The organism is Streptomyces sp. NBC_01077 (genome assembly GCF_045162855.1).
Taxonomy (GTDB): domain Bacteria; phylum Actinomycetota; class Actinomycetes; order Streptomycetales; family Streptomycetaceae; genus Streptomyces.
This window is the reverse complement of sequence record NZ_CP108669.1, coordinates 1,862,881-1,888,477: the sequence shown is the minus strand read 5'-3', so window position 1 is coordinate 1,888,477 and position 25,597 is coordinate 1,862,881. Positions and strand designations below refer to the sequence as shown.

Genomic DNA, 25,597 nt, shown 5'->3' with positions numbered 1-25,597 from the left:
GTGTGGCGGAACTCGGACGTTCACGGGCCGCTGTGGGCAAGTGCCGTCAGGTAGTCGCGGAGCAGGGCGGGACGGGTGAGCGGGGCCACCAGGCCCACATAGCCGTCGGGGCGCACCAGACGCAGGTCGTCGGGGTGCCCGAGGCGTTCGGCCTCCGCGCCGTCCCACGGGGTCACGGGCAGGATCCGGACCGGGGCGGGGAAGTGCGCGCACGCGTCCCTGAGGGCGTCGAGCACGCCCGGTCGGGCGCGGGCGGCATGTAGGACCAGGGTCCACCGCTCGTAGTCGAGGAGAGTGTGCAGACGCGTGGCGGACGGGCTGGTGGGATCCGTCGGGCAGGTGGTGACCGTGACGTCCGGCATGCGGTCGCCCGCGCGCGGGCCCGAACGGCGCTGCCGGCCGGGGCGGTGCGAGGACAGCGCACTGCCCGCGTGGTTCCGGCCCAGGTCGCTCAGCCGCAGGTCGAGCCGACGCTGGAAGCCACGCCGGGCGAGCGCGGTCGGCACCGTGGCCGTGAACGCCCGGTAGCCGAGCGGCGGCAGCGGAAGCTCCATGAAGTTGAACCGCATCTCGCGGATGTACCGCACGGCGAGCAGCCGTTGCTCGTCGCTGTACGTGTCGAGGAGGTCCTCGCCCGCCTGCCCGTGGTGCACGGCGGCGAGCTTCCAGGCGAGGTTGTGGGCGCCGAGGATGCCGACGTTCATGCCGTGGCCGCCGACCGGGGCCCAGGCGTGCGCCGCGTCCCCGGCGAGCAGCCCGCGTCCGCAGCGGAGTGTGGCGGCCACCCGGTCGCTGAAGCGGGCCCGGTTCAGCCAGGGAACCTCGGTGGCGCCGAGACGCAGGTCCGGCATCCGGGCGGTGTCCGCGACCAGGTCCCGCAGTTCGCCGAGGGTGGGGGCGGCGGTCAGCGAGGGATCGGGGTCGTCCCGGAAGCAGAAGAAGCGGTAGCCCCCGCCGGGCAGCGGGAACACGAGCAGCGAGCGGTGCGGGGCCAGGAAGATGTGACCCCGGCCGGGCTCCTCGCCGAGCGCCCAGGTGGGGTGGGCGTTGCCCTGGACGACCTGGAGGCCGGTGCGGCGCCGGCCCTCGAAGGGGATGCCGAGGCGGTCCCTGACCACGCTGGCGGTGCCCTCGCAGCCGACGATCCACGGGGCGGCGGCGGACTCGACGGCGCCGTCCTCGCGCCGCAGGGTGAACTCCGCCCGGTCGTCGTGGACCTTGACGTCCGTCACCTCGGTGTTCCACTCGACGTGGGTGCCGAGCCGGGCCAGTTCCTCGCAGAGGAGCCGCTCGATGTCGTGCTGCTCGATGTTGAGCGGGCGGGCGTGGGCCGACCGTGCCCAGCCGGTGGTGAGTTCGCCGAGGGTGCGATCGCGGGCGTGGATCGTCACCACGTCCAGCTCCACGCCGTTGCGTCGGAGCGTTTCGCCGACCCCCAGGGCGTCGAGCGCCTCCCGGGCCCGCGCCCAGAGCACCAGGGCGCGGGCCTCGTGCTTGGTCGCGGGGGCCTTGTCGACGATCCGTACCCGCAGCGCGAGCCGGCGCAGGCCGATCGCGAGCGTGAGCCCGACGGGCCCCGCCCCCACCACGCACACGTCCACGTCTCCGGCCCCGCCGCCGTGGTCCCGGGCCCCGTCCGTGCCCCTGCCTGTCTCCACCCGTGTCACCCGCTCTCCGCTCAAGTTCCCGATACTCAGCGTGCGGGCGGAAGATCACCTTCAACAGGGCGTGCGGCGGGGCGCGGGGATCACGGCGACCAGGGGAGGTGACTACCTGTGCATCATCTGGTCCGTTTGCGTGACGGCGGCGGAATTCAGCCGTCTACTGCACGGAGAGTCACCACCCCTGGCCGGATCATTACGCTGGGGAGCGAAGTTGTCCCCAGGTAGCGTCCATTCCGCTCCTGCCCGCCCACTCCCGGAGTGTCGTCGCGGCTCGCTCACGCCACGGAGCGTGGCCAGTTCACGACACGGGCGCCGCTTCCTCGGGCCTCCGGGCGAAGCGCCCCGGGGTCGTGCCCACGAGTCGCTTGAACGAGCGGCTCAGATGCGACTGGTCGTAGAAGCCGGTCGCCGCCGCCACCTCCCCGGGCGGTTGCCCGTCCAGGAGCAGCCCGCGGGCCCGGTCGAGGCGGCGGGCCGTCAGATATTGGTGCGGGGCGATACCGAAGGCGCCGCTGAACGCCCGTACCAGATGCGTGGGATGGGCGTGCAGGATCCGCGCGGCCTCGTCCAGGGTCACCCCTTCGAGCAGCCGTGCGTCGAGGAGCTCGCGCAGACGGTGGGCCACACCGGGATCTGCCGGCCGCGCGCGCGTGACCGGTCTGGGCCTCAGGTGGGTGCGCAGCCGTTCGCGGATGAGGGCGAGACGGCTCTGCGCCTCCAGCTCACCACCCCGGTGCGCGAGAGCGGCGTGCAGCTGTCCGACACGTCGGCGCAGCAGCGGATCGACGAGATCGGGCCCGTCCACCGCTGCGCCGATGAAGCTCTCGTCCAGCTGGGTCAGGTCCAGATAGAGGACCCGCTTGCGGAAGCCGTGCGGGGTCGCCGGCGAGCCGTTGTGCGGCACCTGCGGCGGGAGCAGGGACACCGTGTCGCCCGGTGTGCCGTGCTCGCGCCGGTCCAGGTCGTAGCGGACGGCGCCGTCGTCGACGATGAGCAGCGTCCACACGTCGTGGACGTGCATCGGGTACGCGTGCGCGGTGAAGTGGGCGTGGAAGACCTCCACGACTCCCGGAACGTGCGGGCGCCATGCCGAAACCTTCTGCCCGGCCACCATGCAAGGAATGTACAAGACGGTCCGACGGGGTGATCGGCAGTCTCGGACCATGACGACCACCGATGACGCGCCCGTCCGCTTCGACACCAAGATCGCCGTGCTCCTGAGGGAGGACCTGGAGACCTGGCAACGGCTGAACGTCACCGCGTTCCTGGTCAGCGGCCTCGGCTCGGACCGGCCCGAGGTGATCGGGGACCCGTACGCCGATGCCGACGACACCCCGTACCTGCCGATGTTCCGACAGCCCGTCCTGGTCTTCGAAGGCTCGAAGGAGACGCTGGCGGCAGCGCACGCCCGCGCACTCTCCCGCGCGCTCCCGCGGGCGGTCTTCACGACCGAGCTCTTCACCACCGGCAACGACCGGGACAACCGCGCCGCGGTACGGGCCGTGGCGAGCGACCGGCTGGATCTGGCGGGTCTCGCGGTGTACGGGCCGCGCAACGCGGTCGACAAGGTGCTCAAGGGCGCGCGGATGCACCCCTGAGGAGCCACCGGGGCTCTCGCGGGCTGCCCTCGGACGCGTAGTACCCCGGGACATCACCCGGCCGCGCGCTCCGCGCACTCCAGGAGGGTGGGCAGCGCGGCCGCGAGGGCGTCAGTCCCGTGCCCGTACGGCAGTCGGAGCCGGTCCCGGAAACCGTCCACCGGTGAGAAGGCCGGCCCCGGGACGACCGACACACCGTGACGCCGCGCCAGCTGGGCGAGGGCCTCGGTGTCGGTTCCCGGGACCTTTACCCAGAGCGCGGGGCCGCCCGCGGGCCGGGTCCACTCCCAGTGCGGGGCCTTGCCGCGCAGGAGCGCCTCCGCCGCGTCCCGTCGGCCCCGCAACTCGGACCGCCTCCGCGCGCGTGCCTCCGGCAACCGGTCGAGCAGACGGACGGCGACAAGCTGGTCCACGACCGAGCAGGACAGGTCCACCGAGGTCTTGATCTTCGCGAGCCGGGCCACCACTTGCGGCGAGGAACGGACCCAACCCACCCGCAGACCGCCCCAGAACAGCTTCGAAAGGGTGCCGACGGTCACCGACGACCCCATCGGCAGCTCGGCCACCAGCGGCACCGGAGCGGCCCCGTCGTGAGCGGCATGGCCCGAAGCGACTGGGTCGGGAGCTGCCTTGTTTGAAGTGGCCGCGTCGGGACCGGACTTGCCCGAAGCCGCCCCCTCCGGAGCGGCCCCGTCCGGCCCGGCTGTGCCCCGCGGCGCGTCCCCCAAGGTGAGTTCCGCGCAGGCCGTGTCCTCGACCGCGAACAGCTCCTGGTCCGCGAGCACCCGCTGCCACTCCCGCCGCGCCGCGCCGTCCAGGCTGCGCCCCGTCGGGTTGTGCGCCGTCGGCTGGAGATACACGAGCCGGGGCCGCCCATGGGTGCACAACCGCCGCAGCGCTGCCGCGTCGGCACCGGCCGCGCCGCCGCCGGGACCGTCCCCGCCCACCGGGACCAGACGGGCGCCACGCGCGCGGAGCGCTTCGAGGGCGCCCCGGTAGGTGGGGTTCTCGACGAGCACCGTGTCGCCCGGGTCGACCAGCGCCTGCGCCACCAGCCACACCGCCTGCTGCGAACCCGAGGTCACCAGGATCTGCCCCGCTTCCGTCGGCACCCCCGCCGCCCGGTAGTACGCGGCGATGCCCTCCCGCAACGCCGGGATCCCGTACGGGTGGTAGCCGTCGTCCTCGAGCAGCGCACCGAGATCCCCGCATGTCAGCGCCCCCACCGCCATGCCCACCGCGCCGAGCCCGGGCAGCGCCCCGCTCGACAGGTCCGCGGTGCCGGCCGCGGCGGTACGCGACCGGGCGTCGAAGCTCACGAGCCGTCCCTCCGTGACGTACCCGTCGACCGCCCCCGACCCCCGCAGCCGCGAGCCGCTGCCCCGTACGCTCTCCAGCCACCCCTCGCTCTCCAGGAGCCCGTACGCGGCCGTCACGGTGGACCGGCTCACGCCGAGCACGAGGGCCAGTTCGCGCTGCGAGGGCAGGACGGTGCCGCCCGCCACGTCGCCGCGCTCGGCCAGCTCCCGCAGCGCGTCCGCGAGCCGCCGTGGCAGCGGCCCCGGCCCCTCCGAGGACCAGCCGGTGAGGAGTCGGGACAAACGGGTCGAAGCAATCCTGGCCATGGCACCCATCTTGCGCCACGACGCAGGCCAATCCGGCCCGACTGGTCGTTGTCGCCGCAGGTCACCCGACGGAGGATCGACAGCGGCGGGGCCCGGGCGACGGGACCGAGAGGCGGGAACGGGAGAAGGGTGGGCGCATGGCGACCGTCGTGCTGGTCGGCACACTGGACACCAAGGGGGAGGAGTACGCCTGGCTGCGCGAGCGGCTCAGGGAGTACGGCAGCGACGTCCTCCTCGTCGACACCGGGATCATGCCCGCGCCCGCCCACGCGCCGGTGGCCGACGTCACCGCCGATGCCGTCGCGCGGGCCGCGGGCCACGACCTGGCGAGGCTGCGGGCCGACGGCGACCGCGGAGCGGCCGTCGCCGCCATGGCCCAGGGCCTCACGCGGGTCGTCGTCGACCTCTACCGCAAGGGCAGGCTGCACGCCGTGCTCGCCGCCGCCGGCAGCGGTGGCTCCGCCATCGCCGCCAAGGCCATGCGGGCGCTGCCCATCGGCGTACCGAAGGTGCTCGTCAGCACCATGGCGGGCGGTGACGTCTCCCCGTACGTCGACAGCAGCGACCTCACCCTGATGTACAGCGTCGTCGACGTCTCCGGGCTCAACTCCGTCACCCGCCAGGTGCTCGGCAATGCCGCGGCCGCCGCCGCCGGAATGGCCCGCCGCCACGAGCGCAACCACGACGAGCCCGCGGGCCGGGGACGGCCGGTCGTCGCGGCCACGATGTTCGGCGTGACGACCCCGGCCGTCGACGTGGCCCGCGCGCGGCTCGCCGAACTCGGCTACGAGGTCCTCGTCTTCCACGCCACCGGCGCGGGCGGCCGGGCCGTCGAGAAACTCGCCAGGGACGGCATGCTCGACGGTGTCCTCGACCTCACCACCACCGAACTCGCCGACGAGCTCGTCGGCGGGGTGCTCAGCGCGGGCCCGTCCCGGCTCACCGCCGCCGGCGCCATGGGCATCCCGCAGGTCGTCGCCCCCGGCGCGCTCGACATGGTCACCTTCGGACCGGTCGCGAGCGTTCCCGAGCGGTTCGCCGGACGACACCTGCTCATCCACAACGCGACGGTCACCCTGATGCGGACCACCGCGCGCGAGATGGGCGAGATCGGGACCGGAATGGGCCGCAAGCTCCGCGCCTCGCGCGGACCTGCCGAGGTCTTCTGGCCGCTCCGGGGGATCTCCGCCGTGGACGTCACCGACGGGCCCTTCGCCGACCCGGAAGCGGACCGGGCAGGCCTCGACGCGCTGCGCGCCGCCGTCCGGGGCGGCGAGGTGCGGGTCCACGAACTCGACGCCCACATCAACGACCCGTCGTTCGCGGTCGCCATGGCGGACCGCCTCCACCAGCTGATCACCGAGAACGCCCGCGGCGCGGTCCGCTGAGACACGTACGGCACCGGGCCACCGGGCCACCGGGAATCCGGGCCACCGGGCCACGGGGCACCGGCCACCGGGGAATCCGAGACACCGAGGAGCGAACGTCATCGTGAACACCATCAGCCGTCAGGACGTGCTCGACCGGCTGCGCGCCCAGGTCGCCGCCGGCCGCCCGATCGTCGGCGCCGGCGCGGGCACCGGACTCTCCGCCAAGTGCGCCGAGGACGGCGGGGTCGACCTGTTGATCATCTACAACTCGGGCCGGTACCGGATGGCCGGGCGCGGTTCCCTCGCCGGACTCCTGCCGTACGGCGATGCCAACGCGATCGTCCAGGACATGGCGCGCGAGGTGCTGCCCGTGGTCCGCGACACCCCCGTCCTCGCGGGCGTCTGCGGCACGGACCCGTTCCGCAGCATGGACCTCTTCCTGGACGAGCTCAAGGCCATGGGCTTCGCCGGCGTGCAGAACTTCCCCACCGTAGGCCTCTACGACGGCACCTTCCGCGTCAACCTGGAGGAGACCGGTATGGGCTACGGCCTGGAGGTCGACATGGTCCGCGCCGCCCACGAGCGGGACCTGCTCACCGCCCCGTACGTCTTCGATCCCGGGCAGGCGGCCGACATGGCGCGGGCCGGCGCCGACGTCCTGGTGCCCCACGTCGGGCTCACGACCAAGGGGGCCATCGGCGCGGGGACGGCCATGACGCTCGACCAGGCCGCGGCAGCGGTCCAGGAGATGCACGACGCCGCCAAGCGCGTGAACCCCGACATCCTGGTGCTCTGCCACGGCGGTCCCATCGCCGAGCCGGAGGACGCCCGCCACGTCCTGGAGCACACCACCGGCGTCGTCGGCTTCTTCGGAGCCTCGTCGATCGAGCGTCTGCCGACGGAGCGGGCGATCACGGAACAGACCCGCGCGTTCAAGGCCCTCGTGACCGGCTGACGCCGTTGTCGGTGCCGTGCCGTACAACTGAGGGCGGGGAAGAGAACGACCGCACGAGGGGACTGCAGGTGGACACTGTCGCGGACCTGGGGTGTGCCGGGCGTGCGCCCTTCGTCGGGCGGGCCGTCGAACTCGACCGGCTCGACGCGCTGCTGCGCCACCGGGTCGAGGGAACGGGCCCGGTGGCGGCCGCGGTGGCCGTGGAGGTCGTGGGCGAGCCGGGCATCGGCAAGTCCCGACTCCTCGCCGAGTTCGCGGTACGGGCGAGGCGGCGCGGGGCGACGGTCCTGCGCGGCCGCGCGGGACCCACCGACCGGCACCCGGGCCCGCCGTTCCAGGCTTTCGCGGACGCCTTCGCGGACCTGGACCACCGGGACCGCGCGACGTCGCCGGCCCTGGCCGCCCTTTCGGAACTGGTCGAGCCGACATTGCCGCCGTCCGGCGACAGGACAGGTCAGGGCGGCCAGGCGGGTGGCGGCGGCTCGTCCCTCTCGACCGCCCCCGGCGCGACAGCCGCGGGTACTCCGGCCGCCTCGGGCGGTGGGCCCGGAGGGGAGTTCACGTATTCCGGTTCGGGTGACGGCGCCCAAGTGCGGGGCATCGCGGCGGCGCTGGGCCGGGTTCCGGCGCCCGGGCTCCTGCTCGTGCTCGACGACTTCCACGCCGCCGACCCCGCCTCCGTCGCGCTCGTCGACCATCTCCTCCGGCATCCGCTCCGGGCGCCAGTCCTGCTCGTCCTCGCCCGCCGCGAGCGTCAGACCGGGCCCGCGCTCGCCTCCGCCCTCGCCCGTGCATCGGACGCGGGGGACCTCGCCCGGCTCGCCCTCGGGCCGTTGGCGCCGGAGGACTGCGCCGAGGGACTCGTCCCCGGGCTGACGTCCGACCTCGCCCGGGAGATCCACGCCGTCGGCCTCGGCAACCCGCTCTACCACCGTGCTCTCGCCCACGCCCGTACGCGCCGAGGAGCGGCACCCGGCACCGGGCCCGTGGCGGTGGTGCTCGACGAGCTCGCCGCGCTCACGGGGGCGGAGCGGGCGGTCGTCGAGGCGCTCGCCGTACTCGACGGGCGCCCCACGGCCGAACTGCTGGCCGCCGTCGCTCTGGCCACGCCGCAGGCGCCGGGCCCGACGGGCCGGGCAGGCCCGTCGGGCACGGTCGGCCGAGTGGACTCGGCAGGCCGGGTGGCCTCAGCGGGCGCAGTGGGCGCTGCGGACCCACCGGACCCGGCAGGCCCCGCGGACCCACCGAACCCAGAAGGCCCCGCGGACCCACCGGACTCAGCGCGCCCGGTGGTCCCTGCCGGCCCCGCAGCCTCGGGCGAGGTCCTCAGCGAGCTGACCCGGCGTGACCTCGTCCGGCCCGACGAGGACGGGCGCGTGCTCGTGCTGCGTCATCCCGCCCTGCCGGAGCTCGTCCGGGGCACGCTCGACCCTTGGCGCCGCCGTGAGCTGCACCGGCGGGCGGCCGACGCTCTCGCCCGGGCGGGGGCGCCCGTGACCGAGCGCGCTCCCCACCTGGTCCGCGCCGTGACGGCCTGGGACCCGGCCGTCGCAGCCGAGCTGGTCGAGGCCGCCGAGCGGATCGGTGCGGCCGATCCCGCGCGCGCCGCCCACTGGCTGGCGGCCGTCCTCGCCCTGCTCCCCGACACCCCCGAACACCGCGCCACCTGGCGTGACCTGACGCTCAGACGGGCCCAGGCCCTCGGATCGGCCGGCCGGGTGGCGGAGAGCCGGGACCTCCTCCACCACCTCATCGACGCCTGCCGCCCCGGTGACCAGGGGAGGGAAGGCAGCAGCCGGGAAGACAGCAGCGGCATCTCAGGCGGGACGGACACGGCCGAGCTGCGGACCTCGGCCGTCCTGCTCTGCGCCTTCATGGAGCGCCACCTCGGCCGCTACCCCGAGGCCGACGCGCTGCTCCGCCGGGAACTCCAGCGAACCCCCGGGCCCCGCCCCGACCTGCGGACCTGGCTCGTCGTCGAGTGGGGCTGCCGGGCCCTCTTCGCCGCCCGGTACCCCGAAGTCCGACCCGTCGTCGCCCGGACCCTCGACGAGGCCCGGCGGCGGCGCGACGAAGCGGGCACGGCGGAGGTGCTCACCCTGGCCGCGCTCGGCGAGGTGTACGCGGGCGAGACCGCCGCCGCCCGCGCCCACGCGGCGGAGGCCGCGGCCCTCACCGACACCTTCACCGACGGCGAACTGGCCGCCCACCCCGAATCGTTGGTACGGCTCGGCTGGACCGAGGTCTTCCTGGAGGAGTACGGGAGAGCCGAGCGCCACGCCACCCGGGGCATCGGGATGGCCCGCCGCGCCGGACGGCCCTTCGCGCTGTCGCAGCTCCTCCTCTGCTCGGCGTACGTCCACTTCCTGACCGGCAGGGTCGGTGCCGCGCTCGACCTGGCCGAGGAGTCGCTCGCCGTCGCCCGCGCTCTGGGCGGCGCCGAACTCGTCGGCTTCAGCGGGGCGATCCGGGCCGTCGTCCTTCTCCACGCCCGGCCCCTGGGCGACCCCTCGGCGCAGGCCGCCGCCGAGGAGGCCGCGGCCACGGTGGGGACCGCCGAGGGCTGGTGGGCGACGCAGGCCCGTAGCCTGCTCGGCTACGCCCTACCGCTCAGCAGGGACCCGCACCGGGTGCGCGACGTGCTGGTGCGCGCGGGCGGCGACCGGAACCTCTCCCGGCTCCAGGCCTCCCTGCGCCCCGGCTACCTCGAACTCCTCGCGGGCGCCGCCCTCGCCATCGGAGACCGGGCGGAGGCCGAGCGGGTCGCCCGCAGGGCCCTCGCGGAGGCGGAACCGCTCGGCCTGCCCGTCCAGCGCGCCGCCGCGCTGCGTGCCTGGGGGCAGGTCCTGGCCCGGCGCGGCGAATCGGCCGCCGCCGCACGGGCGTTCACCGACGCGGCGCGGGAGAGCGCGCACTCGGGGGCCGTCCTGCGCGAGGCCCACAGCCTGCTCCTCGCCGCGCCGCAGACACATGCGATGGGCGACGCGGCGACGGCCGCCGCCCAGTGGCGCAGGGGCCGCCGTCTGGCCGCCGAGGGCGGCGCCCGCATGCTGGTCGATCTGGCCGACCGCACCCGCCCGGCCCCGCCGGACGCCGCTGCCGGGGGACGGCTCTCCCTCCTCACGCCGAGGGAACGGGAGATCTCGGTCCTGGTCGCCGAGGGGCTCACCAACCAGGCTGTGGCCGACCGGCTCTGTCTGAGCCCCCGCACGGTCGAGAGCCATGTCGCCCGGGTCTACCGCAAGACGGGTGTGGAGACCCGGGCCGCCCTCGCCTCCCTCGTGGTCAGGGACGGGGTCGGTGACGGTCAGTCCTCGCGGGGATGAGTATCGGTCACCCGGCCCTTGGCGTCCGCGTTCAGATAGGCGGTGCCGTACGTGTCGGACAGATAGACACTCATTCCCGCCTTGCTCCCGAAAAGCGTGGAGGCCGGGGTGAGGACGAGGTAGCGACTGGTCGGCTTGTCGACGCCCAGCTCCTTGTCCGCGCGCTTCATCAGCCCCGGCAGGGCGTCCCAGTCGAAGTCGTTCAGATCGGCCGGCACCGCGCCGGGGAACGAGGTGCCGGATCCCTGGCGGACGGCCACGTCCTCGCCCCGGTAGATGTACCGGTCGTACCGCTTCGTACTGCCCTTGACGATTGATTCGGCGACCGCGTACTCCGGGTACACGACGAAGCCGGTGACCATGGTCCCGCCCGCGGCCTCCTTGATCGCGGCGATGGCGGACCGAACCCCGGCGGGCGTCAGCAGATCGAGCTTCACCGGGTCGGCGTCCTTCGTCGGCGTCGGCGTCGGTGTCTTCGACGCGTCGGGCCGCTGGGCGACCGGGCCCTGCTGCGACGGAGGCGCGCTGCTCGGCCCGCCTCCCAGGTCGGCCGGCCGCCAGTCCCAGGTCATGGCGGCGACGGGAATCCCGACGGCGAGTACCACCACGGCGGCGGAACCCAGGAACCGGGAGGTACGACTCCGCCGCCGCCCCTCGGCGGCCCGGGCCGGGGAGGTGGTCGAGGGAGTCGAGGGAGTGGCCGAGGGGGAGACAACCGAGGGGACGCTCACGGGGGCGGCCGCCGGGGGAGCGGTTGCCGGAGAACCGGCCGAAGAGGCCGTCGCGGCAGCCGCCGAGCCCGAGTCCGAGTCCGAGTCCGAGTCCGAGTCCGAGTCCGAGTCCGAGCCCGAGCCCGAGCCCGAGCCCGAGTTTGAGGTCGAGGTTGAACCCGAGCCCGAGGTCGGAACCGAGGTCGGAACCGAGGCCGAACCCGACATCGAACCCGACGTCGAGCCCGAGGCCGCCGCAGTCGCAGGCGGCGCCAGGTGGAACGAAGTCGCCTCGCCCTCGCCCGCCGCACTCTCCCTCTGCTCGCCGACGGCTCCCGGACCCGCCCCGTTCGCGGGCGCCGGCGCCAGGTCCCGTACCGCGCCCGCGTCCTGACGGAGAGCCGGACGCGCGGTCGGGTCCGGTGACGTGACGGCGGCGAGCGCCCGGTCGAGCTCGTCCGCGTCAGGGCGGGCCGACGGGTCCCGTACGAGAAGCCCTGTCAGTACGCCGGTCAGCTCGCCGGCGCGTTGCGGGGGCGGTACGTCGTCGGAGAGGACGGCCGCCAGTGTGGCGAGGGTGTTCTCCCGGCGCAGCGGGTGGTGGCCCTCGACGGCCACGTACAGCACCATGCCGAGCGACCACAGGTCGGCGGCCGGACCACTCCCGCCTCCGCCGCGGATCCGCTCGGGCGCCATGTAGTCGGGCGAGCCGATGATCGAGCCCGAGGCCGTCAGGACGGTGGACTCGCGGATCGCGGCGATGCCGAAGTCGGTGAGCACCGGCCGCCCGTCGGGGCGCAGCAGGACGTTGGCGGGCTTCACGTCGCGGTGCTCGATGTCCCGCTCGTGGGCGGCCCGCAGGGCCGAGAGCAGCTCGCGGCCGATCGTCGCGGCCTCGACGGGGGTCATCGGGCCCCGATCGAGCCGGTCCTGGAGGGATCCTCCGGTGACCAGCTCCATCACGAGCCAGGGGTAGGTGCCCTCGCCCGCGTCGACGATGTGATGGATGGTCACCACGTTGGGGTGGTCGATCCGGGCAAGGGCGCGTGCCTCGCGCAGGACACGCTCGCGCAGGGTCCGGGCGCTCTCGACGTCGTGCTCGGCGTGCGCGGGGTCCGGCGGGCGTACCTCCTTGACCGCCACGTCACGGTGGAGGACCAGGTCGCGGGCGCGCCAGACCGTCCCCATCCCGCCGCCGCCCAGCCGCTCCACCAGCTCGAAACGGCCGTCGATCACTCTGTTCACACGCACCCCTGTACTCGGGTCCCCGGGGCGGTGGCGGCCCACGGCCCTGCCCCGCCCACTTCGCCGTACATGTTCACCTGGTAGCGCCCCGGCGGCCCGAACGGCTCCGGGAGCTCACGCAATCCCGGCCAAGGCCCGTCCGCGCCCGAGCCCTCTTCGGGATCGGGGTCGGTTTCGGGATCCGCCTCGGAGCCGACTCCGTCCCCGGCGTCAACGTCCGCCTCGGTCTCGGCCTTCTCGTCGGCGTCGACCGTACCGCCCGTGCCGTGGACCTCCGCCATCGGGCGTCGGGTCCTCTCCGGCGCACCGGCCATGCCGAGCACGTGCGCCGTTCGGTGGCTCAGGGCCGTGCCGTGGCGCTGGTCCTCCCAGGACCGGGCCTCCGCCGCCGCGAGCGCGTACTCCCGCGCGGCCCGGCCGGGTTCGCCCAGGCGCAGCACGCAGTCCGCGAGCCAGGCCCTGACCCGTACGCGCGCCGCCGTGTCCCCGTCCTCCCCGAACCCGGTCAGGGCCTGTTCGAGGAGGGCCGAGGCCTTGCGGCACCGTCCGTGCTCGGCGTGCGCGACGCCGAGCAGGAGGCGCGCGAGGGCGCCCACACGGACATCCTGGGCCGGCCCGTCGGCGTGGTGCACGGCCTCTGCGAGGAGCGAGAGCCGCTCGTCCTCCCCTTCCGCCCCTCGGGCCGTACGGTCCTGCTCGCCGGACCCGTCGAGCGTTCGTGCCAGAGCCAGGCAGAGACGGGCCCGGTCGGCGGCTCGCAGCGGCGTGTCCGGCACCTCGGATGCGAGAGCGGCCCGGAGCAGCGCGGCCGCCTCCTCATGCGCGCCCGTGGTCCGCAGTACCGCGGCGAGCTGGAGCTGGTACTCGGTGGCAGGCCACAGCAGGCCCCCGGCTCGGTGGTCGTCGAGAGCGGCCCTCAGGTGGGCCGGCGCGGCGGCCGGGTCGTCGGGCGCCGCGATCCGGCCGAGCAGTGCGCGTGTGTCGGCGAGCACGCCGAGGACGGCGGGATCGGCCCGGTGCGGCGCGGCGAAGGCGACCAGCCGGGTCAGTTCCTCGCGCAGGGCCGAGGCCTCGGCCGCCGGGTCGGGCGCGGTGTCCAGGAGATCCGCTCGGGCCCCGCCGTGCAGCAGACGCACCGTCGCGGTCTCGGCGGCTCCGGACTGCCCGATCGCGTGGAGCGCGGTGGCCCGCTCGCACAGCTCCCCGAGCCGGGCGCAGGCCGTCGCGCCGGGATCGGGGCCCGCGACGAGCGCACGCGCCCGCGAGACCAGGGCCTTGCCCCGCCGCCCGGCCTGTTCGTGCAGGTCGGCGGCTCGGAAGAAGAGCGGTCCCGCGGCGGGCAGCGCCGCGCCCCGGCAGTCGAGCGCGGTCGCGTCCAGGGCGTCGGCGTGATCCCCGGGGGTGAGCGCCCCGCCGGCGCGCTGAAGGGCCGTCGCGGCCCGCTCCCAGGCGCTTCCGGCCCAGGGATGCCCATGGGCGGTGAGCCGCCGGGCCCGGTGGAGCAGCTCGTGGGGATCCTCCGGCTCGCCGCCGCTGCCGGGCCCCCGGCCGTACGGACGCACACCGAGGCGGAACTCGTCGGGCGAGCGGCTGCTCATGCGGGGGGCTCCGGGGGGAGGGGACGGGGAGGGGGGACGCGGACCGGGAAGTGAGGGAAGGAGGGGAAAGAGGGCGAAAGAGAGGGGAAACGGGGGAGGCGCGGAGCGGTGGGGAAATGAGGACGACCCAGACGGCAGGACTGCAAACACAGAGGTCGGACCGACTTTCGCAGTCCCGCGCCCCTCGCACATCCGTAGAACTACGGAATCCTCGCCCGGCGGCATTGCCCTTACCGCCGGGCCCCGTCCGCCCCTGCCTCCGCCCACCCGTGCCCGACGTGCTCCGTCCCTCCCCCTCCACCTCCCCCTCCCCACCCCCGAATCGATCGGCCGCACTGCGCAGCGCCCGCCCTCAGGTACTCGGCTAGGGTGATTTCGGTAGGGAATGTGCCCCCCGGGGCCGGGCCGATGCGTAGGTCGATGCGTTGGAGAACCACCAGTCGTCGAGCAGGGTTCCGCAGCCGCCCCGGGCGGCCGTCGGGGACGCGGGTGTGCTCCGCGAGCTGCTGCCGATCGCCCTGTGGCGGGAGGACGCCGAGGGCCGCATCGTCGAGTGGTCGCTCGCCGCCCAGGACCTGCTCGGCCACCGCCCCGAACACGTGATCGGACGGCTCGCCACGCCGCTGCTCGTCCCCGACGCCAACCGGGAACTCGCCGAACGGCTCACCCACCGTGTCCAGGCCGGCGAGACCATGGTCGGCACGCTCCCCGTCCGGCACCGCGACGGGCACGCGATCGCCATGGAGATGTGGATCGTGCCGGCCGCCGACCCGGAGGGGCGCCCGGGGGCGATGCTCATCGCGGTCGAGACCTCCGAGGTCCTGCGCATGCGGGAGAACCTGGCGGCGATGGAGAGCCTCTTCACCCAGTCGCCGATCGGCCTCGCCCTGCTCGGCCCCGACCTGCGGTTTCTGCGGGTCAACGACGCCCTGGCCCGGATGAACGGGGTGCCTGCGGCCGAGCACGTGGGGCACCGCCTCACCGAAGTGGTGCCCGGAGTCAACGCGGTATCGCTCGAATCCCTGATGCGTGAGGTCATGGAGAGCGGGAACGCCGTCGTCGACGCCCGCCGGGTCGGCCGTACCCCCGCCGACCCCGAACGCGACCACATCTGGTCCTGCTCGTACGCCCCGCTCATCGACCGTACCGACCGGCGGTCCCTGGGACTCATCGCCTCCCTCGTCGACATCACGGAGAGCCAGGAGGCGCACAGCGAGGTCGAGCGGGCCCGGCACCGCTTCGCCCTGCTCGCCGAGGCCGGGGCCCGGATCGGCACCACTCTGGATCTGAAGCAGACGGCCGAGGAGACGGTACGTTTCCTCGTGCCCCAGCTCGCCGACTCGGCTGACGTACAGGTTCTGGAGTCCGTCCTCGCACCGGACGATCCCGTCGCCTCCACGCGCGGGGTGCTACGGCGGCTCGCGGCCCGCTTTCCGGACCCCACGGCCCCCACGTCCCTGCTCGTCGCGGGGCAGACCTTCCAGATCCCGCTGGACTCCGTGTACGAGGAGGTCGTCGCCCGCGGCCGGCCCACGAACCTCTCCACGTCCGACATCCCGGAGCTCTTCACCGACCCGCGCACCGAGGCGCTCCGCACCTACTTCGCCACCCGCATCGGCTCGGCGCGGCTCGTCCCCATGGTGGCCCGGGGCAAGGTGCTCGGCTCGGTCACGGTGACCCGGCTGCGGACCCGCGAGCCCTTCGACACGCAGGACTGCGTCCTCATCGACGAGGTCGTGGCCCGGGCCGCCCTCAACATCGACAACGCGCGCCTCTACACCACCCAGCGGGAGGCCGCCCTCACCCTTCAGCACAGCCTCACCAACAGCGCGCTGCCCGCCGTCACCGGGCTCGAACTCACCGGCCGCTACCTGCCCGCGAGCGCACATGACGTCGGTGGCGACTGGTTCGACGTCATCGCCCTGCCCGGCGGCAGGACGGGCCTGGTCATCGGCGACGTCATGGGGCACGGCATCCACGCGGCCGCGGTCATGGGCCAACTGCGCACGGCGGTACGGACCCTGGCCCGGCACGACATCCCGCCGGCCGAGATGCTCAGCTCCCTCGACGCCGTCGTCGCCGACCTCGGCGAGGACACGATGGCGACCTGTGTGTACGCCGTCCACGACCCGGCCACCGGCGGCTGGGTCATCGCCCGCGCCGGCCATCCGCCGCCGGCCGTGGCCACCCAGGACGGAACGATCACCTTCCTCGACGGGCCGCCGGGAACCCCGCTGGGCACCGGCGCGCACGACTTCGGCACGGAGGAGGTCGCCCTGCCCGAGGGCGGGCTCCTCGTGCTCTACACGGACGGCCTCATCGAGGCCCGCGGTCGCGACCTCGACGAGGGGATGCGGCAGCTGGCACGGGCGCTCCGGAACTTCGACCGTCCCCTGGACGAGCTGTGCGACGAGATCCTGGAACAGCTGCTCGCGGCGCCCGCGCAGGACGACGTGGCGATGCTGCTTGCCCGTATCACCCGCTGAACTCCCTCCCGGGCAGCGGATGTCGGACTTCCGGATCAGGCTCCCGCGGGCTGCTGGAGCCGGTAGAGGTCACGGAGGAGCGCGATCTCCGCCCCGTGGTGCAGGAGTTCCTGATTCACCCACCAGACGGTCTCCAGGAACGGATCGTCCGGATCGCTGCCGTGCGGGTAGGTGCTGTGGCCGACGGTGTCGAGCGCCGTGTCGTCGGCGGACAGCAGCGCGTCCCGCCAGGCACCGGCCGCGGTGTCGAAGGCGGCGACGGCGGTCGCCACGTCCCCGCTGATCACGTAGTCGTCGCGGGTGAGGGTGTGGGTGCCGTCGGTGTGGTCGGCGCGGAGCGCGAGCAGCTCGCTGAGATGGCTCAGCCGCCAGGCGATCGTCGTGAACGGCGGCGGAGTCGGGTGCGGTGCCGGTGTCGCGTCCCTGCCCCAGTCGCCGATGCCGGTGAGCACGGTGGCGCGCGGCCCGGGACCGTCGGTACGGCGGCGTACGGACCAGCAGCCGGGCCCCGGCTCCCAGAGGTACTCCGCGTCGGTCATCGGACCGACCTCGACGTCCGTGCCGTTCCCGCTGTCCATCGTCGGCCCCGCCATACGGTCGGTCAGCCGCTGCCGGGCGAAGTCGAACTGGCCGAGAAGGGGGACGAGCCGTGCGGGTATCGCCATCGGGAGCTCCGGATCGCGGGGATTGGGCAGGGGCAGGGGCAGGGGCAGGGGCAGGGGTAGGAGTAGGGCGGGCCGGATGAATGGCGTGATCAGGCCCGGTCGATGTGCACGCTCGTCGACTTCACGCGCGCGGTGGCCTGCATGCCGACCTCAAGACCCAGCTCCTCCACCGCCTCGCGGGTGAGGAGCGACACGAGCCGGTGCGGGCCCGCCTGGATCTCCACCTGCGCGGCGATGTCGCCGAGCTTGACCGCCGTGACGATGCCGGGGAACGCGTTGCGCGCCGAGGTGTACGGCATGTCCTCGTCCCCCTGCCCGGTCTGCGCGACCTCGACGGAGAACGCGGCCAGGTCGCGGCCGTCGATCAGACGCCGGCCGTTGTCGTCGCGGTGGGTGGCGAACCGGCCGCCGTCGGCCCAGCGGCGCGCGGTGTCGGGGCTCACGCCCAGCAGGCGTGCCGCCTGCCCGATGGTGTAGGACTGCATGCGCCTTACGTTAAGGCGTGGTGGATCTCATGTGCAAGCAAAAAGAGGCATTTCTCATCGCATTTGCCAACCTCATCCCAGGGGGTCGATCGAGCACGGGCTCAGGAACCCGACCGTCGCCCCACCGCTTCGACCAGAGGTAGCAGCCGGTGCGCCACCCGCTCCCGCAGCGCGATCTCCGTGCGGGTACGGACCACCCCGGGCAGTTGGATGAGCCGCTGGATGACGTCCTCCAGGTGCCCGGCGTCGCGGGCGACCACCCGGGTGAGCAGGTCGCCGCCGCCGGTGATGGAGAAGGCCTCCACGATCTCCGGCACGGCGGCGAGGGCGTCCCCGACCTCGTCCAGATGGCCCTGGGTCACCTCGACGTGGACGAAGGCGAGCACCGGGTGCCCCAGCGCGGCGGGGGAGAGGACGGGACCGGTCGCGGTGATCACCCCGTCGCGCTCCAGGCGGTCGATCCTGGCCTGTACGGTGCCCCGCGCCACGCCCAGGATCCGGGCGTACTCGCGCACGCTCGTCCGCGGCTGCTCGATGAGCAGCCGCAGGATCCGGGTGTCGAGCTCGTCCACGGCCATACTCCGCGGGCCTCCTCTGTTCCTTCGGTGCGTGCGTCCCTGGGCTCGGAATCGTTTCATTCCGGTACGGAATCCGCTCCTCCAGGGTCCCTCCGGGCCCACGACAGTGGCCGGAAGGCGACTGCGCCCGGCGGCTCCGGACAGTCGCCCGGCGGGTGGACGGCGTCCGAGTGGGTGATCGGACCGGGCATCCGGAGGAGGCCGCGAGCGGGAGCGTGTCGGCCGCGCGCGGTCGGCGCAGAGTGGGCGGCGTGGATGTCGAGGAAGTCGCCGAGGAGCTGTACGGGCTGAGGCCGGCGGAGTTCGTGCCCGCGCGGGACGCGTACGTCGCCGAGGCGCGCAAGGCGAAGGACGCGAAGGCGGCGAAGGCGATCGCCGCGCTGCGGCGCCCGTCGCTCGCCGCCTGGGCGGCGAACCAGCTGGCCCGACGGCGACAGGAGGAGGCACATCAGTTCCTGGCCCTGGGGGAGGCGCTGCGGGAGGCCCACCGGACCCTCGACGCCGAACAGCTGCGGACCGCGAGCGGGCAGCGGCGCAGGCTGGTCACGACGCTCGCCCGTACGGCCGCCGCCGTGGCCGGAGAAGCGGGGCAGCCGGTGAGCGACACGGTGCTGCACGAGATCGAGCAGACCCTCCACGGCGTCCTCGCCGACGAGGACATCGCCGAGCAGTGGTCGAAGGGCCGTCTCGTGAAGGTGCCCGAAGCCGCCGTCGGATTCGCCGCGGTCGCTCCGGACACGGTGCCCGCCCGCCGGACCGCGACCCCGAAGACCCCGCCTCCGGCACCGAAGGCGAAGACCGGGAAGACGGCGAAGCCGACCACGGCTACGACGAAGGCGGGCGGCGACGAGAGCGCGCGGCGACTGCGCGACCTCGAACACGCCCGTACGACGGCGGAGGAGGCCGACGCCGAGGTCGGCCGACGCGAGCAGGGGCTCGCCGAGGCGAAGGAGGCGCGGCAGGCCGCGGCGGAAGAGGCCGAGCGGGCTGCCGAGCGGGTCCGCAGCCTGGAGGGCGAGCTGCGGGACGCCCGGCAGACCAAGCAGCAGACGGGGGCGGTCGCCACGACGGCCGGTAAGGCCGTGACGACCGCGGAGCGCGCCCTGCGGGAAGCCCGCAGCGCCGCCCAGCAGGCCGCCCGTGCCGTTCAGCGCCTGGAGCGCGAGAGCTAGGGGCTGTCCTGCCGGTCAGGCCGGGCACTGCATGTGCCGGCACCGTGCCGGAACCGTGGTGGTCCGTTGGTCGCCAGGTGGGCAGAAAGAGGGTCGCTTCACTGGGCCAATGGCCCAGTCGATGGGCCGTGAGTTGAGCCAGAGGCGACCCGGATGGTTTCCTTGTCGTATCCAGGTACTTTCGGCGCCGCGCAGCGCCGGGGCGGCGACGAGGCCGGTCCGGACCGCGGCGCCTTCGTCATGTCCGCGAGCTCCCACCACCCCGGGACGCCGTGAGGCAGGACGGAAGGCAAGACGAGGGGGCGGTTCACAGCCGTGAAGAGGATGTTCGTGGCACCGGATCCGGGGCACGTCAGGTTGAAGAACTCGCTGCGGGCCGTCATGGGTATCGCCCTCGCCGTCGCCCTCGCGGAGCTGGCGGGCCTGTCGCTGACCGCTTCGATCACCGGTGGTCTGGCCGCGCTGCTCGCGCTGTTCACCGTCATGGACTCCACCGTCCGCGCGCAGGCCGTCACCACCCTGCTCCTCCCGGCCGCGGGCTTCCCCGTCCTCGCCGTGGCCACCGCGCTGCACGACATCACGCTGCTGCGGGACGTCGCCTTCCTCGCGGTGGTCTTCTGTGGGGTCTACGCACGACGCTGGGGCCCGCGCGGGCACGCGCTGGGGATCTTCGCCTTCATGAACTTCTTCACGACCCAGTTCCTGCACGCCGTTCCCGGGCAGCTGCCCGAGCTGTACGCCGCCGTGGGCATCGCCCTGGCCGCCGCCGGCGCGGTGCGCTTCGTCCTGTGGCCGCTGGAGCGACGTACGCCTCCACCCGCCGCGCCCGCCCCGCTGCCCGGCTCCGGGCTCTCCCGGGTGACCACCCGGCAGGCGATCCAGGCCGCGGCCGCGTGCGCGGGGGCGCTCGCGGTCGGCCAGGTGCTCTCCGACGACCGCTGGTACTGGGCCGTCGGCACGACGTGGTGGATCTTCGTCAACACCGTGTCGCGGGGCGAGACGCTGGTACGTGGCTTCCGTCGCGTCCTGGGAACGGTGATCGGGATCGCCGTGGGCATGGTCGTCGCCATCCCGCTCGACGGTGCCGCGGTGCCCACGGCCGTCCTGGTGGCCCTCTGCGTCTTCGGGATCTTCTACACGGCGCCCGTGTCGTACAGCTGGATGATGCTGGCCGTCACGGTCATGGCCGGTCTGCTCTACGGGCTGCTCGGAGTGCTCGATCCGGCGCTGCTGGTGCTGCGTCTCGAGGAGACCGCCGTCGGCGCGGCGTGTGCCGCGCTCGCCGTGCTTCTCATCCTCCCGGTCACCACCCACGCGATCAACGACGCCTGGATCCAGCGCGCCCTGCGGGGCGTGCGGTCGGCCACGTCGGCCTCCCTGCGGCGCCTGTCCGGTGACGTGGACGCCGATCCGACCCCTCATGCCGCCGAGCTGGAGCTGCTGCTCGGGCGCGTGCGCCTTTCCCTCGCGCCGCTGGTCCATCCGCTGAGCCCCTTCCGCGGCCGGAAGGCCCGGGCCCGTCAGGTGCTTGCGCTGCTCGACGAGTGCGCCGACGAGGTGCGGGGGCTCGCCGCGGTGGCGGCCGATCCGGCCGCGAGTCACGACGCCCGGCTCGCGGCGGCCTGTTGGCGCGTCGAGGCCGCCGTGGAGCGGCTGACGTCGCCCCGGGGCGGTCGCGAGGCGGGGGAGCGGATGGCGACGGACGGTGTGGCAGCCCCGGCCGCAGGCCAGGCCGCGCTCGGCCACGTCAGCGGTCTGGAGAAGCTCCTTGAGGCTCTCGACGAGCCGCTGCGGACGCCCCCGGGCTCGTTGCTCGTTCGCTCCTGACAACTCGGGCAGGACCCCGGCGCGACTCCGGCACCGTCGCAGACGCCGCTCCGCGCCCGTTGCTCCAGGCTGCCTGCTCCGCCGCGCCATCTCTGCCGCGCCCCCGCCAACGCCCCCTTTTGGTCTAGACCGCCTGCTACCGTCGGCCGGACGCAGGCCGGTCGACCGCGACCGGCCCCAGGGGACAGGGGAGGCACCGTGGGCGGCACAGGGACGCTTCAGGGCCGGAGCGCGATACGGGCGTACATCGGCTCCTTCACCTCGGCGGGCGGGCGAGGCGTGCTCGCCGCCGACGTGGACCAGGAGACGGGCGCGCTGACCGTCACCGGTGCCGACGACGCCCTCGCCGACCCCTCCTTCCTCGCCGTCGCGGGCCCCGTGCTGCACGCCGTGTCCGAGACCGAGGCGGGAGCCGTCGCCGCCTTCGACGTCAGCGGGCCCGTACCCCGGCCCCTCGGGGCGCCCGTCCCCGTCGACGGCGCGGGACCCACCCACCTCGCCGTCGCCGCCGGGCACCTGGTCACCGCCAACTACACCTCCGGCAGCGTGACCGCCCTGCCCCTGGCCGGGGACGGCACCGCCCGGCAGGCCACGACCGTCCTGCGGCACGAGGGGAGCGGACCCGTCACCTCGCGGCAGGCCGACCCGCACGCCCACCAGGTGCTCCCCGACCCCAGTGGCCGCTGGATCGTCAGCGTGGACCTCGGCACCGACTCCGTACGGGTCTGTGCCCTCGACCCCGACAGCGGGGCGCTCACCCTGCACGGCGAGACCGCGCTGCGTCCCGGCACCGGTCCGCGCCATCTCGCCTTCCACCCGGCAGGCACGCACGCGTACGTCCTGAACGAGCTGGAACCCACCCTCACCGTCTGCCGCTGGGACGCCGAGGCCGGTGTGCTCGAACCGCTCGGCGAGACCCCCGTCGTCCCGGAGGGCACCCTCGGTCCGAGCTACCCGTCCGAGGTCGTCGTCGCCCCCGACGGGCGCTTCCTGTGGGCCGCCGTGCGCGGTGACGACACCCTCGCCGTGCTCGCCCTCGACCCCGACGGCGCCAAGGTCGCCCTGGTCGCCACCGTGCCCTGCGGCGGCACCTGGCCCCGCGATCTGACCCTCGGCCCGTCCGGTCGGCACCTGTACGCGGCCAACGAGCGCTCCGGCGACGTCACCTGGTTCCGCCTCGACCCGGAGACCGGGATCCCTGCGCGCGTGGGTTCGATCGAGGCCCCGGCGGCCTCCTGTGTCGTCTTCGGCTGAGGCCCGCCCGTAGCGGACTGGGCGACCCCGCCCCGCCGTGGCGGACCCCGCGACGCCCGGCCGTGCCGGCCTCCGCAGCTCCGCCCGTACGTCGAAGGGCCCGCACCGGATGTCCGGTGCGGGCCCTTCGACGTACGGGCGGGGTCGCGGCGCTCAGAGCGAGGGCGCGCCCTGCGGCTGCTGCGGCGGGATGCCCAGGGCGGCCGTGTACTGCGAGAACACCAGCTTGCCGATCGCCGGGTAGGCGCCCAGCGGTTCGGCGGCGGCGCACCCGGCCTCCTTCGAGGCCACCTCAAGGAGACCGTCGGCCAGCTCCGGGCCGATCAGGTACGGGGCGAGGGCCAGCTGCTCCGAACCGGTGGCACGCAGCTGCTCGGCGACGGAGGCGATCGAACCCTCCTGGTCGAGCGCGGCGGCCATCACCGGCACGGCGAGGCGCGCGGCGAGCAGCATGCCGGTGATCCCCGCGGCCTGGACGGCCTCCTCGCCACCGACCGTGGCGAGGATGATGCCGTCGGCGGCCGTCGCGACCGTGAAGAGCCGGGCGCGGTCGGCACGGGCCAGACCCGCCTCGGAGAGACGCACGTGCAGCGCCTCGGCGAGCAGCGGGTGCGGGCCGAGGACATCGGTCAGCTCGGCGGTGTTGCCGGCGTCCATGACGGCCTGGCGGACCTGGCGCGTCTGGGCGCTGTCCGGACCGGCGAGCAGCGGCACGACGACCGAGGCGGGGCCGGTGGGGGCGCTGACCTCGCGGCCGGCGGCCACGGCCAGCTCGTACCGCTCGGTGCGCAGTCTGGCGGCGACCGTCAGCACGGTCGCGAGCGAGGGGTACTCGCTGTCGTCGCCCTCGACGAAGCCGATCAGGGCGTCGAGGCCGGGCAGCTCGGAACGGGCGATGCTCACGACCTCTTCGGCCAGCGAGCGTATGGCGGCGGACGGCGCGCCGGGCACAGCGAGAACCAGTGCGGGAGCGCCCTCGGGCGCCGCCGCGGGTTCGGGGCGACGGTGCCGCCCGGACTGACGGGGTCGAGGCATTCGTACAGGCAGGCCGGAAGCAGGCCCATTGGGGGAGCTCATGGCGCCGCATGCTACTGGTTTCGCCCGGGGCGGCGTCGGCTGAGGTACGATCATGCGCCTTCTGTCCCCCTATGTCCCGTCCGAAATCCGGTCTGCACCCCCGTCAGGGCCCGACGCACCGCCTCCCACCTGGGCGGATGTCGCCGCCTAGGGGGCGGCCTTCCCGAACAGACACAGCAGTGAAGGGTCTTCCGGCAGCCGCAGCGTGCCGGTGGCGTGCGCCGTCGCGAGCGCGACCGCACCGGCCAGCGGATCCCCCGCGGGGGCCACCGTCCGGGCCTGCGGGATCCGCTCCCCGAGCGCCGAGCGCAGCGGTACGAGCAGGGGGTCGCCCATCTTGAACAGGCCACCCGTCAGCGCCACCAGAGCCCCCGGTCGGGTCGGGCACGCCGCCTCGGCGGCCTCCGCGATGTGTCCGGCAGCCCGCGCCAGGATGTCCGCCGCCACCGGGTCCTCCGCGGCGCACCGCCCGACCTCGGGGGCGAAGGAGGCGAGCACCGCGGGCCGGTCGGTACGGGGGTAGAGCGTGCCCGGCAGGCCCGCCGCCGGCCCGAACAGCTTCTCCGCCCGGGCCAGGAGCGCCGCCGAACCGCCGCGCCGCCCGTCGTACGCGCGCATGGCCGCCTCCAAACCGGCCCGGCCGATCCAGGCGCCGCTGCCGCAGTCGCCGAGGAGGTGGCCCCAGCCGTCGGCCCGCCGCCAGGACGTCAGATCCGTGCCGAGCGCGATCATCCCCGTGCCGCCCGCGACGACGGCCCCCGCCCGCTGCCCGAGTGCTCCGGCGTACGCCGTGACCGCGTCGGCCGCGAGGGCGAGCCGCCGTACGCCCCAGGCCTCGGCGAAGGCTTCCGGCAGCTCGGCCCGCAGTTCGTCCCCGAGGGTCGCCATCCCGGCGGCGCCCACGGCCACGGCGACGACCGGCCGCGCGCCATGAGGCTCCGTCAGGGCGCCGACGGCCGGCAGGACCTGATCGAGGAAGTGCCGGGCGGAGATCCCGCCGGGGCCGGTCCGCACGGGTTCACGCGAGGACCGGGTGTCGAGCACGGTGCCGCTCGCCGCCTCGGCCAGCGCGATCCGGAGCCCCGAACCCCCGGAGTCGACACCGACGACCAGAGCGCCGGACGGATCGTTCACGGAAGCCACGGAAACCACGGTGCACCGTCCTCGCAACGGGTGGGGCGGGGGAGTGGGCGGATTCTAGGGGGTGGGCCGGGAAGGCGCCCGGACCGGGGTGTCCGTGTAGGCCGGTAGAGTGACGGACCGTGACAGCGCGACCCTTGAACGAACTGGTGGGGCCCGGCTGGGCGGAGGCCCTGAGCCCCGTGGCAGGCCGTGTGGCGGAGATGGGTGACTTCCTGCGGGCGGAGATCGCCGCGGGCCGGACGTATCTGCCGGCCGGACAGCATGTGCTGCGGGCCTTCCAGCAGCCCTTCGACGAGGTGCGGGTCCTGATCGTGGGTCAGGACCCCTATCCGACACCGGGAATGGCGATCGGACTGAGCTTCGCGGTCGCGCCCGAGGTCCAGTCGCTGCCGGGCAGTCTGGAGAACATCTTCCGGGAACTGCACACCGACCTCGGGACGCCCCGGCCGTCGAACGGCGACCTGACTCCCTGGACCCGTCAGGGCGTCCTCCTCCTCAACAGGGCGCTGACCACCGCCCCGCGCAAGCCGGCCGCCCACCGCGGCAAGGGCTGGGAAGAGGTGACCGAGCAGGCCATTCGCGCGCTCGCCGCACGCGGCAAGCCGCTGGTGTCGATCCTGTGGGGCCGCGACGCCCGCAACGCCCGCCCGCTCCTCGGGAACCTGCCGGCGATCGAGTCCGCGCACCCGTCCCCGATGTCGGCGGACCGCGGCTTCTTCGGCTCCCGCCCGTTCAGCCGCGCGAACGAACTCCTCCTGAAGCAGGGCGCTCAGCCCGTGGACTGGCGCCTGCCGTGACCCTCGGCCCGGCGGAGAACGA

Annotated in this window: 19 protein-coding genes; 9 read left to right on the top strand and 10 right to left on the bottom strand. The window is 74.4% G+C overall.

Features of this window, described 5'->3' with window-relative positions:
* Positions 1-20 precede the first annotated feature (20 nt).
* Positions 21-1,658: an FAD-dependent monooxygenase gene (locus OG462_RS08250; protein ID WP_406055929.1), complete on the bottom strand. Its 1,638-nt coding sequence runs from the start codon at positions 1,656-1,658 to the stop codon at positions 21-23.
* Positions 1,659-1,962: 304 nt separating this feature from the next.
* Positions 1,963-2,778: a helix-turn-helix domain-containing protein gene (locus tag OG462_RS08245; RefSeq protein WP_406055928.1), complete on the bottom strand. Its 816-nt coding sequence runs from the start codon at positions 2,776-2,778 to the stop codon at positions 1,963-1,965.
* On the opposite strand from OG462_RS08245, the gene OG462_RS08240 reads away from it, so the two are divergent.
* Positions 2,777-3,262, top strand: coding sequence for a DUF2000 family protein (locus tag OG462_RS08240; RefSeq protein WP_406055926.1), 486 nt, complete (start codon positions 2,777-2,779; stop codon positions 3,260-3,262). The two genes, OG462_RS08245 and OG462_RS08240, sit on opposite strands and share 2 nt — an antisense overlap.
* 53 nt (positions 3,263-3,315) lie before the next feature.
* Here OG462_RS08240 and OG462_RS08235 read toward each other — a convergent pair whose 3' ends face one another.
* Positions 3,316-4,887 carry a PLP-dependent aminotransferase family protein gene (locus OG462_RS08235; RefSeq protein WP_406055924.1) on the bottom strand — a complete coding sequence of 524 codons (1,572 nt, stop codon included), beginning with the start codon at positions 4,885-4,887 and terminating at the stop codon, positions 3,316-3,318.
* A gap of 137 nt (positions 4,888-5,024) precedes the next feature.
* Between OG462_RS08235 and OG462_RS08230 the strand changes: the two genes are divergently transcribed.
* The 3 genes from OG462_RS08230 to OG462_RS08220 all read left to right on the top strand — a co-directional run bounded on the left by OG462_RS08230 (position 5,025) and on the right by OG462_RS08220 (position 10,538).
* Positions 5,025-6,275 (top strand): Tm-1-like ATP-binding domain-containing protein, encoded by a 1,251-nt coding sequence (locus OG462_RS08230; protein WP_406055922.1) that lies wholly within the window; start codon positions 5,025-5,027, stop codon positions 6,273-6,275.
* A gap of 103 nt (positions 6,276-6,378) precedes the next feature.
* A complete protein-coding gene (locus OG462_RS08225) occupies positions 6,379-7,212 on the top strand; it encodes a phosphoenolpyruvate hydrolase family protein (protein ID WP_406055920.1) in 834 nt (277 codons plus the stop codon).
* Between the two features lie 68 nt (positions 7,213-7,280).
* Complete coding sequence (locus OG462_RS08220) at positions 7,281-10,538, top strand: AAA family ATPase (protein WP_406055918.1); 3,258 nt, start codon at positions 7,281-7,283, stop codon at positions 10,536-10,538.
* Here OG462_RS08220 and OG462_RS08215 read toward each other — a convergent pair.
* Both OG462_RS08215 and OG462_RS08210 read right to left on the bottom strand, forming a co-directional pair.
* Complete coding sequence (locus OG462_RS08215; RefSeq protein WP_406066427.1) at positions 10,520-12,436, bottom strand: protein kinase domain-containing protein; 1,917 nt, start codon at positions 12,434-12,436, stop codon at positions 10,520-10,522. The two genes, OG462_RS08220 and OG462_RS08215, sit on opposite strands and share 19 nt — an antisense overlap.
* 53 nt (positions 12,437-12,489) lie before the next feature.
* Entirely contained in the window at positions 12,490-14,091 is a 1,602-nt protein-coding gene (locus OG462_RS08210; protein ID WP_406055916.1) for a hypothetical protein, read from the bottom strand.
* Positions 14,092-14,516: 425 nt separating this feature from the next.
* Here OG462_RS08210 and OG462_RS08205 point away from each other — a divergent pair, with 425 nt between their 5' ends.
* Complete coding sequence (locus OG462_RS08205; RefSeq protein WP_406055914.1) at positions 14,517-16,577, top strand: SpoIIE family protein phosphatase; 2,061 nt, start codon at positions 14,517-14,519, stop codon at positions 16,575-16,577.
* Between the two features lie 35 nt (positions 16,578-16,612).
* Here the strand turns inward: OG462_RS08205 and OG462_RS08200 are convergent, their stop codons facing one another.
* The 3 genes from OG462_RS08200 to OG462_RS08190 form a co-directional block, all read right to left on the bottom strand.
* Positions 16,613-17,242, bottom strand: coding sequence for a DinB family protein (locus tag OG462_RS08200; protein ID WP_406055912.1), 630 nt, complete (start codon positions 17,240-17,242; stop codon positions 16,613-16,615).
* An 89-nt stretch (positions 17,243-17,331) separates the two neighbouring features.
* The gene (locus tag OG462_RS08195; RefSeq protein ID WP_406055910.1) at positions 17,332-17,727 is read right to left on the bottom strand and encodes a molybdopterin-binding protein; all 396 of its coding nucleotides are present in this window, start codon (positions 17,725-17,727) and stop codon (positions 17,332-17,334) included.
* A 101-nt stretch (positions 17,728-17,828) separates the two neighbouring features.
* Positions 17,829-18,305 carry an Lrp/AsnC family transcriptional regulator gene (locus OG462_RS08190; RefSeq protein WP_406055909.1) on the bottom strand — a complete coding sequence of 159 codons (477 nt, stop codon included), beginning with the start codon at positions 18,303-18,305 and terminating at the stop codon, positions 17,829-17,831.
* A gap of 251 nt (positions 18,306-18,556) precedes the next feature.
* Between OG462_RS08190 and OG462_RS08185 the strand changes: the two genes are divergently transcribed.
* The 3 genes from OG462_RS08185 (at position 18,557) to OG462_RS08175 (ending at position 22,558) form a co-directional block, all read left to right on the top strand.
* Positions 18,557-19,477: a hypothetical protein gene (locus OG462_RS08185; RefSeq protein ID WP_406055907.1), complete on the top strand. Its 921-nt coding sequence runs from the start codon at positions 18,557-18,559 to the stop codon at positions 19,475-19,477.
* A gap of 324 nt (positions 19,478-19,801) precedes the next feature.
* A complete protein-coding gene (locus tag OG462_RS08180) occupies positions 19,802-21,304 on the top strand; it encodes an FUSC family protein (protein ID WP_406066425.1) in 1,503 nt (500 codons plus the stop codon).
* Between the two features lie 198 nt (positions 21,305-21,502).
* Entirely contained in the window at positions 21,503-22,558 is a 1,056-nt protein-coding gene (locus tag OG462_RS08175) for a lactonase family protein (protein ID WP_406055905.1), read from the top strand.
* Positions 22,559-22,711: 153 nt separating this feature from the next.
* On the opposite strand, the gene OG462_RS08170 is transcribed toward OG462_RS08175, so the two are convergent.
* Complete coding sequence (locus OG462_RS08170) at positions 22,712-23,635, bottom strand: sirohydrochlorin chelatase (RefSeq protein ID WP_406055903.1); 924 nt, start codon at positions 23,633-23,635, stop codon at positions 22,712-22,714.
* A 147-nt stretch (positions 23,636-23,782) separates the two neighbouring features.
* On the bottom strand, positions 23,783-24,787 hold the full coding sequence (locus OG462_RS08165) for an N-acetylglucosamine kinase (protein WP_406055901.1): 1,005 nt from the start codon (positions 24,785-24,787) through the stop codon (positions 23,783-23,785).
* A gap of 110 nt (positions 24,788-24,897) precedes the next feature.
* On the opposite strand from OG462_RS08165, the gene OG462_RS08160 reads away from it, so the two are divergent.
* Complete coding sequence (locus tag OG462_RS08160) at positions 24,898-25,575, top strand: uracil-DNA glycosylase (protein ID WP_406055899.1); 678 nt, start codon at positions 24,898-24,900, stop codon at positions 25,573-25,575.
* The last annotated feature ends 22 nt before the right edge of the window (positions 25,576-25,597 follow it).

Bases quoted from the DNA above. Each gene is read 5' to 3' on its own strand.
- OG462_RS08245 (WP_406055928.1), bottom strand. From the start codon at position 2,778: ATGGTGGCCGGGCAGAAGGTTTCGGCATGGCGCCCGCACGTTCCGGGA.
- OG462_RS08210 (WP_406055916.1), bottom strand. From the start codon at position 14,091: ATGAGCAGCCGCTCGCCCGACGAGTTCCGCCTCGGTGTGCGTCCGTAC.
- OG462_RS08240 (WP_406055926.1), top strand. From the start codon at position 2,777: ATGCAAGGAATGTACAAGACGGTCCGACGGGGTGATCGGCAGTCTCGG.
- OG462_RS08230 (WP_406055922.1), top strand. From the start codon at position 5,025: ATGGCGACCGTCGTGCTGGTCGGCACACTGGACACCAAGGGGGAGGAG.
- OG462_RS08195 (WP_406055910.1), bottom strand. From the start codon at position 17,727: ATGCAGTCCTACACCATCGGGCAGGCGGCACGCCTGCTGGGCGTGAGC.
- OG462_RS08215 (WP_406066427.1), bottom strand. From the start codon at position 12,436: ATGGGGACGGTCTGGCGCGCCCGCGACCTGGTCCTCCACCGTGACGTG.
- OG462_RS08200 (WP_406055912.1), bottom strand. From the start codon at position 17,242: ATGGCGATACCCGCACGGCTCGTCCCCCTTCTCGGCCAGTTCGACTTC.
- OG462_RS08235 (WP_406055924.1), bottom strand. From the start codon at position 4,887: ATGGCCAGGATTGCTTCGACCCGTTTGTCCCGACTCCTCACCGGCTGG.
- OG462_RS08190 (WP_406055909.1), bottom strand. From the start codon at position 18,305: ATGGCCGTGGACGAGCTCGACACCCGGATCCTGCGGCTGCTCATCGAG.
- OG462_RS08170 (WP_406055903.1), bottom strand. From the start codon at position 23,635: ATGAGCTCCCCCAATGGGCCTGCTTCCGGCCTGCCTGTACGAATGCCT.
- OG462_RS08180 (WP_406066425.1), top strand. From the start codon at position 19,802: ATGTTCGTGGCACCGGATCCGGGGCACGTCAGGTTGAAGAACTCGCTG.